The sequence below is a fragment of the Pseudonocardia sp. McavD-2-B genome (genome assembly GCF_024124365.1).
In the GTDB taxonomy this organism is placed as follows: domain Bacteria; phylum Actinomycetota; class Actinomycetes; order Mycobacteriales; family Pseudonocardiaceae; genus Pseudonocardia; species Pseudonocardia alni.
This window is the reverse complement of sequence record NZ_JAMXSG010000226.1, coordinates 1-9,871: the sequence shown is the minus strand read 5'-3', so window position 1 is coordinate 9,871 and position 9,871 is coordinate 1. Positions and strand designations below refer to the sequence as shown.

The following is a 9,871-nucleotide window of genomic DNA, read 5'->3' as shown; positions in this document are numbered from 1 at the left end:
CGGCGCGTCGCGCCCGGCGCGGATCCGCTCGACCGTCGCCCGCGACGGTGCGGGGAACAGCGGGACGATCAGCACCCCGGCCAGGCTCGCGGCGAGGACGCCGACCCACAGGTGCTCGGCGGTGCCCGCGGGGACCCCGCCGGTCAGCACGATCAGCGCGAACAGCGGGAGCCAGAAGAACTTGGCGGGCCAGCGGGGCCCGCGACGCAACGCGGTGCGCGCCTGGACCGCGACGAGCACGGTCGCGAGCAGCGGCACGACGCCGAGCAGGGCGACGGAGGTGACCGAGGTGACGACGTCCCCGCCGATGGACCCGGCCACGGTGCCGCGGCCCAGGTAGCTGCTCTGGGTCCCGACGACGCTGCAGGTCTCGACCCGGATCGACGAGGTGGCCGACGGGCTCAGCCCGGGGACGGCCGGCACGCCGGCGGTGGCACGGCTGAACACCCCGCCCGCCCCGACGAACACCGCCAGCGGGAGCAGGCCCGCCGACAGCACTCCGATCCCGGCCAGCAGCACGGACTCGGCCGAGCCGTAGCCCGACGAGGACCCGGAGCCGATCCCCCGGCGCAGCAGCGCGACCAGCGCCGCACCCGCGGTGGGCAGCAGCCCCGTCAGCACGCCGAGCGCGGTGACCGACCAGGCCCAGTCCCCCGGGCACACGTCCGGCACACCGAGCCCGCGGATACCCTCCAGAACCCCGGCGACGAGCGCCACCAGCGCGTCCACGCCCGTCCTCACCCCCGAACTCGCTCCGGGTGCGGCCACCCGGACTGCCCACTATCGCATCACCCGGGTGGGGCCCGGCGGAGCAGCGGGTGCACGGGGGCGCGCGCGGGCGGGTGCAGCGGGGTCAGCGCACGAAGAGGTCCAGGTCGGTGTTGAACCGGTCGAGCAGCTCGGCCAGGGAGTCGCGGTCGTGGGTCGGCCAGTGCGCGATGACCTCGCGCAGCGGCGCCAGGCGGGCCTCGCGGACCTGCTCCCGGGCGGCGAGGCCGGCCGGGGTCAGGGTGACGCTGACCGAGCGGGGGTCGCGCTCGTGCGGGGACACGTCGACCAGGCCGGCCCGCGACAGGCGCGAGACCTGGCGGCTGGCGGTGGGCTTGGAGACGCCCAGCTTGCCGGTCAGCGCGGTGAGCGAGAGGGCGCCCTCGTCGTCGAGCAGCATGAGGACCGGGTAGGTGTAGCGGTCCACGGCGTCGTTCGCGCCGTAGCCGTGGGACCACACCGACTCCATGGTGCGGCGGACCAGCAGCGTGATCTGCTTCTCCAGCGAGTGCAGCGGGTCCTGGGTCGCCGTGGCGAGACCGCCGGTCGCCACGGTTGCGTCGTCGTCAATCGGGCCAATCGGACGTTCCGTCATGATTCGCATGCTACACACGTTGCGGACTGCAACATTGACGATCGCAATCACGTAAGCGGATCGAAAGGTTCGTGCGCCTTCACGCAACGATGCTCCGCCGAACGAGTGTGATCAGCGACGCCCGTCGTCGAAAGCGCTGGACGAACCGCCCGTTACCGGACGGAGTGCCCGCCTCGTGTTACCTACATGTTGCGTCCCGCAATCATTAGCGTTGCAATCGATCTTACCGGGCGGCGCGGCCCGGGCCACGAGATCGAGGAGGCGCTCAACCGTGTGCGGAATCTGCGGCTGGATCGACTACCGACACGACCTGGGGGCGGACGAGCACGCCCGCACCCTCGCGGCGATGAACGACACGATGTCCTGCCGCGGACCGGACCAGCAGGGCGTGTGGGCCCAGGGTCCGGCGGCGCTGTGCCACCGCAGGCTCGCGGTCATCGACATCGAGGGCGGCCGCCAGCCGATGACCCTCGACGAGGGCGGGGCCCCCGCCCTGCACATGGTCTACTCCGGCGAGACCTACAACTTCCGCGAGCTGCGCGAGCAGCTCGCCGCCGCCGGGCACCGGTTCCGGACCTCCAGCGACACCGAGGTCGTGCTGCGGGCGCACCGCGAGTGGGGCGCGAAGGACCCACGGGACGTCGCCCGCCGGCTCAACGGCATGTTCGCCTACGCCCTGTGGGACTCCGGCACGAACGAGCTGGTGCTGGTGCGTGACCGCCTGGGCATCAAGCCGCTGTACTACTACCCCACCCCGCACGGGGTGCTGTTCGGCTCCGAGCCCAAGGCGATCCTGGCCAACCCCGAGGCCGAGCGGGTCGTCGACGCCGAGGGCCTGCGCCGGGCGCTGGCGTTCGTCTCCGACATGTCCAACGCGGTGTTCCGCGGGATGCGCGAGGTCCCGCCCGGCTGCATCGTGCGGGTCTCGCGGGACGGCGGCGTCCGCGAGGAGCGCTACTGGGAGCTCACCGACACCGGGCACACCGACGACGTCGACACCACCGTGCACCACGTCCGCGAGCTGCTCGAGGACACCGCGCTGCGCCAGCTCTACGCCGACGTCCCGCTGTGCACCCTGCTCTCGGGCGGGCTGGACTCCTCGGCGCTCACCGCGCTGGCCGCGAAGCACGTCGACGGCACCGTGCGGTCCTTCGCGGTGGACTTCGTCGGCTACGCCGACAACTTCGTCGCCGACGACGCCCGCGGCACCCCCGACTCCCCCTACGTGCACGAGGTCGCCGAGTACGTCGGGACCGCGCACCGCGACATCGTGCTGCGCACCGAGGACATGATGGACCCGGCCGTGCGCCGGGCCACGGTGCACGCGCGCGACCTGCCCGCCGGCATCGGCGACATGGACTCGTCGCTGTACCTGCTGTTCTCCGCGATCCGCACGGAGTCCACGGTCGCGCTGTCCGGGGAGTCCGCCGACGAGGTGTTCGGCGGCTACCGCGACTTCCACGACCCGGAGACCGTCGCCGCGGACACCTTCCCCTGGCTGGCCGGGCGGATGATGAACGCCGACCAGTCCGACCCCGGGCTGTTCGACCGGGCCCTGTGGGACAAGCTCGACGTCCCCGGCTACCTCGACGACCAGTACCGGGCCGCGCTCGCCGAGGTGCCGGAGCTGACCGGCCCGGCCGCCGACGACCCGCACGAGCGCCGGATGCGCGAGATCTGCTACCTCTACCTGACCCGCTGGCTGCCGGTGCTGCTGGACCGCAAGGACCGGATGAGCATGGCCGTCGGGCTCGAGGTGCGGGTCCCGTTCTGCGACCACCGCCTCGTCGAGTACGTCTTCGGCACACCGTGGGCGCACAAGACCTTCGACGGGCGCGAGAAGTCGCTGCTGCGCCACGCCACCTCCGACCTGCTGCCCGAGTCGGTGGTGCAGCGGGTCAAGAGCCCCTACCCCTCCACCCAGGACGACTCCTACGAGAAGTCGCTGCGCGACCAGGTCGCCGAGATCGTCGGGCAGGGCGACGACGCGCCCGTCGCGCCGCTGGTGGACCGGGCGGCGGTGCGGCGCCGGCTCGACGAGGGCGGTGGGCACGAGGCCAACTCGATGGGCCGCCGGATGCAGCTGGAGCGCATCATCGACCTGAACACCTGGATCGGCGACTACGACGTGCAGCTCTCGCTGTAGCCCCGTGGCAGGTTCGCCCCGTGGGTGGTTGTGTGAGTACCGACCCGCACGACCACCCACGAGGTGAGGCCACATGGGACTGACCCGCACCGACGGCCCGCTGTCGCCGTACGCGCCGACCACGGTGAACTACGCGATCGACGGCCCGCCGCACAAGCTGCTCATGCATCCGTTCCCGAGGCGGGTGCGGGCGGAGTTCGCCGGGCGCACCGTGCTCGACACCCGCGGTGGGTTCCTCGTCCACGAGTCGAACCTGCTGCCCGTGCTCTACGTCCCCGAGACCGACCTCGACCAGGACGTGCTGGTCGCCACCGGCCACACCACGCACTGCCCGTTCAAGGGCGACGCGTCCTACCGGTCGCTCGTCGTGGGCGACCGGACCGCCGAGAACGCCGTCTGGCACTACCCCGAGCCCGTCGCGGCCGCATCCTGGCTGCGCGGGCTCGCCGCGGTGTACTGGAACGCCGCCGACGCCTGGTACGACGAGGACGAGCAGGTCTTCGCCCACCTCACCGACCCCTACACCCGGGTCGACGTGCGCCCGACCCACCGCGAGGTCGTGGTCACCCACGTCGCGACCGACGGCGTCGAGACGGTGCTGGCCCGCTCGGAGCACCCGTGGGTGCTGTCGGAGACCGGGCTGCCGAACCGCTGGTACCTGCCCGCCGCCGACGTCGCCGTCCCGACCACGCCGAGCGGGCTGCGCACCCGCTGCCCCTACAAGGGCGAGGCGCACTACGAGCACGCCGACCTGCCCGGCGGGACCCGGCTGGCCGAGGTGTTCTGGCACTACCCCGACCCGCTGCCGGAGTCGGCGCGGGTCGCGGGACTGCGGTCCGTCGCGGGCGGCAGCCGGGACGACGGCTCACGGGTCGTGGTCACCGTCGACGGCGCCGAGGCCTGAGGGGATCCGGCAGCGCTCAGTCGTCGTCGGCGACGATCAGGGCCTCGATCGCGGGCAGCGCGGCCTCCAGCGCGGCGCGCTGGGCGGCGTCGAGCCGGTCGAGCCGGCGGGCGACCAGCGCGGTGCGCTGGCTACGGACCTCGCGCAGCCGGTCGAGTCCGTCGGCGGAGATCGAGATGAGCACGCCGCGGGCGTCGCCCGGGTCCGCCGCCCGCTCGACCATGCCCTGGTCGTCCAGCGCGGACAGCACCCGGGACATCGTCGGTGCGGTCACTCCCTCCCGGCGGGCCAGCTCCGACAGGCGCAGCGGGCCGTGCTGCTCGACGGTGACCAGGGTCGACAGCTGCAACGGCGGCAACGACTCGGAACCGTCGATGCGGATCCGGCGGTTCAGCCGGCCCACGGCCAGCCGCAGCCGGGATGCCACCTCGTCGTCGCTCGTCTCGAAGCGGCTCGACACCACGGTGCCGCCGGAGCCGCCGGACTCGCTGCCCGATCCCTCACCCATCGCCCCATTCTGCCAAAGAAGTGATGAGCAATGGCATCGGCCCTCGGAGGCGGCGGGGTCGTGGAAGGGTCGCGGAGATGGAGACCCCCGACCCCGTCGCACTCGCCGGCTCGCTGATCACCCTCGACACCCGGGGCGGCGGGGAGCGCGCGGCCGCCGACCTGCTCGCCGGCCTGCTCGACGACGGCGGCTTCACCGTGCGGACCGAGCCCGACCCGGCCGACCCGGCGCGGGCGAACCTGGTGGCGCGCCGCGGCGACGGCCGCCCGCCGGTGACCCTCACCGGGCACCTCGACACCGTCCCCGCCGACCCGGCGGGCTGGTCGTTCGACCCGCACGCCGGTGACGTCGTCGACGGGCGGCTGCGTGGGCGCGGCAGCACCGACATGAAAGCCGGGGTCGCGGCGCTCGTCGTCGCGGCGCTGCGCAGCGACCCGGCCACCCCGCTGCAGCTGGTGTTCACCTTCGGCGAGGAGACCGGCGGCGACGGCGCCCGCCTGCTCGCCGGCCTGGAGCCGTCACCGCTGCTGGTGGTGGCCGAGCCGACCGCCAACCGGGTGCTGCACGGCCACAAGGGCGTGCTGTGGCTGCGGCTGGTGCAGCACGGGGTCGGCGCCCACGGGTCGCGCCCCGAGCTGGGCGACAACGCACTCGTCGCGCTCGGCCGGGTCGCGGCGGCGCTGCACGACCACACCTGGCCCGTCAGCGCGACGCACGGCGCCGCCACGGCCAACCCCGGGACGCTGCACGCCGGGCTGCAGCCCAACCTGGTGCCCGACCGCGCCGAGCTGGAGGTCGACCTGCGCCTGGTCCCCGGCCTCGACGCCGCCACCGCCCGCGACGAGGTGGCCGGGATCGCGCGCGCCGCGCTGGCCGCCACCTCCCACCGCGGCGTCCCGGACGTCGAGGTCCGCCTGGACCTGCCCGCCGTCGGGACCGACCCGGCCGACCCGCGGGCGGCCGCGGCCGCGACGGCGCTCGGGTACGGCGGGCCGGCGGCGTTCGCGTCCTACTTCACCGACGCGTCGGTGCTCGTCCCGGCGCTCGGGGACCCGGCGGTGCTGGTGTACGGGCCCGGCGACCCCGAGCTGGCGCACGTCACCGACGAGACCTGCTCCGCGGCCCGGGTAGGCGAGGCCGCCGACGCCCTGGTCCCGGCGCTGGTCAGAGCTTGCGCAGCCGCACCCGCGTGACGTCGTGGTTCGGCCCCTTGGTCAGCACCGCGCTGGCCCGTGAGCGGGTGGGCAGCACGTTCTGCTCCAGGTTGGGCTGGTTGATCGTCGCCCAGATGTGCTCGGCCCGGGCGACGGCCGCGTCGTGGTCCAGCTCGGCGTAGCGGCGGAAGAACGACTGCGGGTCCCGGAACGCGGTCTCGCGCAGGCGCAGGAACCGCTCCACGTACCAGCGGCGGACGTCGGCGGTGGCGGCGTCGACGTAGACCGAGAAGTCGATGAAGTCCGACACGGTCAGCGCGCCCGCGACCGCGGGCTGGAGCACGTTGAGGCCCTCGACGATGAGGATGTCGGGGCTGCGGACCACGAGCTGGGAGTCGGGCACGATGTCGTAGACCAGGTGCGAGTAGACCGGGGCGGTCACCTCGGGGCGGCCTCCCTTGATCTCGGAGACGAACCGCAGCAGCTTGCGGCGGTCGTAGGACTCCGGGAAGCCCTTGCGCTCCATCAGCCCGCGGGCCTGCAGCTCGGCGTTGGGGTAGAGGAACCCGTCGGTGGTGACCAGCTGCACGTCGGGGTGCTCCGGGGAGCGGGCCAGCAGCAGGCGCAGCAGCCGCGCGGTGGTCGACTTGCCGACCGCGACCGAGCCCGCGATCCCGATCACGAACGGGGTGCGGGCCCCGCCCGAGCCGAGGAAGCGCCGGTAGGCCCGGTAGAGCCGCCCGCCCTCCTCGACGTGCAGGTTGAGCAGCCGCGACAGCGGCAGGTAGACCTCGCGGACCTCGTCGAGGTCGACGAAGTCGCCGTAGCTGCGCAGCTGCTCGAGTTCCTGGGCCGACAGCGGCACCGTGGTCGAGGACGCGAGCTGCGCCCAGGAGCGGCGGTCGAAGTCCACGAACGGTGAGGCGCTGCCCCGGGCCAGCCCGGAGCTGCGCCGGCCGCCGTACTGCGCGACCCCCGCGGCCGCGGGGGTCGCGCGCTCCGACGGGGGCGTCGGCTGCGGGGCGCTCACCGCTGCGCCGCGGTCGGAGCCCCGGCCACCGGCCCCCGGCGGCCGTCCGGGGGACCCGGTGGCGCGGGGAGCGGTGCGGAGGGCGACGTCGCCGTGGTCATGGCTGACCAACCTAGACCCCGGTCGCGGCCCGGATCACCGTCGGGACGCCGTGAGATCACTCGCAGCTCCCGTCGGGCGGGCCGGGCGCAGCCGCCGTATCGTCGTGCACCGTTTCTCCCTGATGGAGGCCCTGAGCTCCGTGTCCGTCCTGCTCTCCTGTCTCGGGCTGCTCGCGGTCGTCGCGCTCACCCTGGGAACCGCCGTCTCCGTCGCCTCGGAGTTCTCCCTCACCGCGCTCGAGCGCAGCCGCATCGACGCCGCCGTGGCCCGCAGCGACGACCGGCGGACCCGCTCGGTGCAGCGGGCGCACGCCGGACTGTCGTTCCAGCTGTCGGGCTGCCAGCTCGGTATCACCGCCACCACCCTGGCCACCGGCTACATCGCCGAGCCCGCCGTCGCCGAGCTGATCCGGCCGGTGCTGGAGGCCGTCGGGCTGCCCGCCGGGATCGCCTCGGGCACTGCCACCGTGCTGTCGCTGGTCCTGGCGACGGTGCTGTCGATGGTGTTCGGCGAGCTGGTCCCGAAGAACCTCGCGATCGCCCACCCGATGGAGGTGGCGCGCTCGGTGGTGTGGCTGCAGGCCGGGTTCGCCGCGGCGTTCCGCTGGCTCATCACCGGCCTGAACACCGCGGCCAACGCCATCGTGCGCCGCTTCGGGATCGAGCCCGCCGAGGAGCTGCGCTCGGCCCGCTCCCCCGGCGAGCTGAGCTCGCTGGTCCGGGCCAGCGCCGAGAGCGGCAGCATCGACCCGGGCACCGCGGTGCTGCTGGAGCGCTCGCTGCGCTTCACCGACCGCGTCGCCGAGGACCTGATGACCCCGCGCGTGCGGGTGGAGACCATCGACGCCACCGACACCGTGACCGACCTGGTGGCGCTGGCCCGCCGGTCCGGGTTCTCCCGGTTCCCGGTCGTGGACGGCGACCCGGACGTCCCGCTGGGGCTGGTGCACGTCAAGCAGGCGTTCTCGGTCCCGCCGGCCCGCCGCGCCGAGACCGCCGTGCGGGACCTGGCCCGGCCGGTCGAGACCGTGCCGTCGTCGCTGGACGGTGACGAGCTCATGACCCGGCTGCGGGCGGCCGGGCTGCAGACCGCCGTCGTCGTCGACGAGTACGGCGGCACCGCGGGCCTGGTGACCATGGAGGACCTGGTGGAGGAGATCGTCGGCGACGTCCGCGACGAGCACGACCGCGGCGAGCAGAACCGGGTGCGCCGCCTCGGCGACGGGGTCTGGGCACTGTCCGGGCTGATGCGCGACGACGAGGTCGACGAGGCCACCGGCTTCCGGATGCCGCACGGGGAGTACGAGACCCTCGCCGGGCTGGTCGTGGCCCGGCTGGGCCGGATCCCCGACGTCGGGGACACCGTCGTGGTCGACGGGTGGACCCTCGAGGTCCTGCGCCGCGACCGCAACCGGGTCGCCGAGGTCCGCGTCACCCGCGGCGCCGACGAGCGCACGGCCGCGTCCGGGGCGGTGCCGGCGTGAACGACCTGCTCGCACTGCTCGCCGCCGTCGCCCTGCTCGGGGTGAACGCGTTCTTCGTCGCCGCGGAGTTCGCGCTGATCTCGGCTCGCAAGGACCGCCTGGAGGCCATGGCCGACGACGGGTCCGCCGGGGCGCGGCGGGTGCTCGACGCCTCGCACGACCTGTCCCGGATGCTCGCGGCCTCCCAGCTGGGCATCACCATCGCCTCGCTGCTGCTCGGCCGGCTCGGCGAGCCCGCCGTCGCGCACCTCATCGACGGGCCGCTGGCCGCCGTCGGGGTGCCGGAGGCGTTCGCCTACCCGGTCGCGTTCGCGGTGTCGCTGATGATCGTGGTCGTCGCGCACATGATGCTCGGCGAGATGGTGCCGAAGAACATCTCGATCGCGGGCCCCGAACGCGCGGCGATCCTGCTGGTCCCGCCGTTCCTGGTGTGGACCCGGGTCACCCGCCCGTTCATCGACCTGTTCAACGCGATGGCCAACGGCACCCTGCGCCTGGTCGGGGTGACCCCGCGCGACGAGCTGGAGACCGCGTTCACCACCGGTGAGCTCGCCGAGATGCTGGGCGACTCGCGCCGGGAGGGCCTGCTCGACGACTCCGAGAGCTCCCGGATCGAGCGGACCCTCTCCTCCGCGGAGGCGACCGTCTCCGACGTCGTCGTGGCCCTGGAGGACCTGGTCTGCCTCGACGCGGGCCCCGGCGGGTCGACGACGGTCTCCGCGCTCACCGAGGCCGTGGAGCGGACCGGGTACTCCCGCTTCCCGATCCGCGGCGCCCAGGGCAGGCTCACCGGGTACCTGCACGTCAAGGACGTGCTGGACCTCGCCGACTCCGAGTCGGCGACGATCCCGCCGCAGCGGGTCCGCAGCCTGCCCTCGGTCCCGGCCTCGGCCCGCCTGGACGAGGCGCTGGCGACGCTGCGGGCGGCCCGGGCACACCTGGCCCGCGCCGTCGACGAGCGCGACACCACCGTCGGCGTGGTCACCATGGAGGACCTCACCGAGGCGTTCGTCGGCAGCGTCCGCGACGCCACCCACGCCCCCGGCACCCCGGCCTGACCCGGGCGGGTCGTACCGTCGGACACCGTGCCGACCCCGTCCGCGCCCACCACCGCCGTGCCCGTCCTCGACGGCGCCGCGTGGCGGGCGCGGGCGGCGGCGCACCGGGAGCGGGTCGCGGTG

8 protein-coding genes and 1 pseudogene are annotated in these 9,871 nt (G+C 74.1%); 5 read left to right on the top strand and 4 right to left on the bottom strand.

Annotation, left to right across the window (positions count from 1 at the left end; all coding sequences use genetic code 11):
* A pseudogene (locus NH602_RS23395) lies at positions 1–729 on the bottom strand (hypothetical protein); the annotation flags it as partial.
* 124 nt (positions 730–853) lie between these two features.
* Positions 854–1,363: a MarR family winged helix-turn-helix transcriptional regulator gene (locus NH602_RS23390; RefSeq protein ID WP_157818225.1), complete on the bottom strand. Its 510-nt coding sequence runs from the start codon at positions 1,361–1,363 to the stop codon at positions 854–856.
* A 271-nt stretch (positions 1,364–1,634) separates the two neighbouring features.
* On the opposite strand from NH602_RS23390, the gene asnB reads away from it, so the two are divergent.
* Entirely contained in the window at positions 1,635–3,509 is a 1,875-nt protein-coding gene (gene asnB, locus NH602_RS23385; protein ID WP_253068912.1) for an asparagine synthase (glutamine-hydrolyzing), read from the top strand.
* 73 nt (positions 3,510–3,582) lie between these two features.
* Positions 3,583–4,413: a DUF427 domain-containing protein gene (locus tag NH602_RS23380; RefSeq protein WP_073574883.1), complete on the top strand. Its 831-nt coding sequence runs from the start codon at positions 3,583–3,585 to the stop codon at positions 4,411–4,413.
* A gap of 16 nt (positions 4,414–4,429) precedes the next feature.
* On the opposite strand, the gene NH602_RS23375 is transcribed toward NH602_RS23380, so the two are convergent.
* Positions 4,430–4,921, bottom strand: a complete 492-nt coding sequence (locus tag NH602_RS23375; protein WP_083658280.1) for a MarR family winged helix-turn-helix transcriptional regulator — start codon at positions 4,919–4,921, stop codon at positions 4,430–4,432.
* Between the two features lie 77 nt (positions 4,922–4,998).
* Here NH602_RS23375 and NH602_RS23370 point away from each other — a divergent pair, with 77 nt between their 5' ends.
* Positions 4,999–6,114: a M20/M25/M40 family metallo-hydrolase gene (locus tag NH602_RS23370; RefSeq protein ID WP_253068911.1), complete on the top strand. Its 1,116-nt coding sequence runs from the start codon at positions 4,999–5,001 to the stop codon at positions 6,112–6,114.
* Here the strand turns inward: NH602_RS23370 and coaA are convergent.
* Positions 6,086–7,015, bottom strand: coding sequence for a type I pantothenate kinase (gene coaA / locus NH602_RS23365; protein WP_179762738.1), 930 nt, complete (start codon positions 7,013–7,015; stop codon positions 6,086–6,088). The two genes, NH602_RS23370 and coaA, sit on opposite strands and share 29 nt — an antisense overlap.
* A 313-nt stretch (positions 7,016–7,328) precedes the next feature.
* Here coaA and NH602_RS23360 point away from each other — a divergent pair, with 313 nt between their 5' ends.
* Both NH602_RS23360 and NH602_RS23355 read left to right on the top strand, forming a co-directional pair.
* The gene (locus NH602_RS23360) at positions 7,329–8,690 is read left to right on the top strand and encodes a hemolysin family protein (protein ID WP_174565866.1); all 1,362 of its coding nucleotides are present in this window, start codon (positions 7,329–7,331) and stop codon (positions 8,688–8,690) included.
* Positions 8,687–9,748 (top strand): hemolysin family protein, encoded by a 1,062-nt coding sequence (locus tag NH602_RS23355; protein ID WP_073574885.1) that lies wholly within the window; start codon positions 8,687–8,689, stop codon positions 9,746–9,748. Before NH602_RS23360 ends, NH602_RS23355 begins: the two co-directional genes overlap by 4 nt.
* Positions 9,749–9,871 lie beyond the last annotated feature (123 nt).

What these genes read in the sequence shown, in the direction of transcription:
- NH602_RS23390 (WP_157818225.1), bottom strand. Translation starts at nt 1,363, where the DNA reads ATGACGGAACGTCCGATTGGCCCGATTGACGACGACGCAACCGTGGCG.
- NH602_RS23380 (WP_073574883.1), top strand. Translation starts at nt 3,583, where the DNA reads ATGGGACTGACCCGCACCGACGGCCCGCTGTCGCCGTACGCGCCGACC.
- NH602_RS23375 (WP_083658280.1), bottom strand. Translation starts at nt 4,921, where the DNA reads ATGGGTGAGGGATCGGGCAGCGAGTCCGGCGGCTCCGGCGGCACCGTG.
- NH602_RS23370 (WP_253068911.1), top strand. Translation starts at nt 4,999, where the DNA reads ATGGAGACCCCCGACCCCGTCGCACTCGCCGGCTCGCTGATCACCCTC.
- NH602_RS23360 (WP_174565866.1), top strand. Translation starts at nt 7,329, where the DNA reads ATGGAGGCCCTGAGCTCCGTGTCCGTCCTGCTCTCCTGTCTCGGGCTG.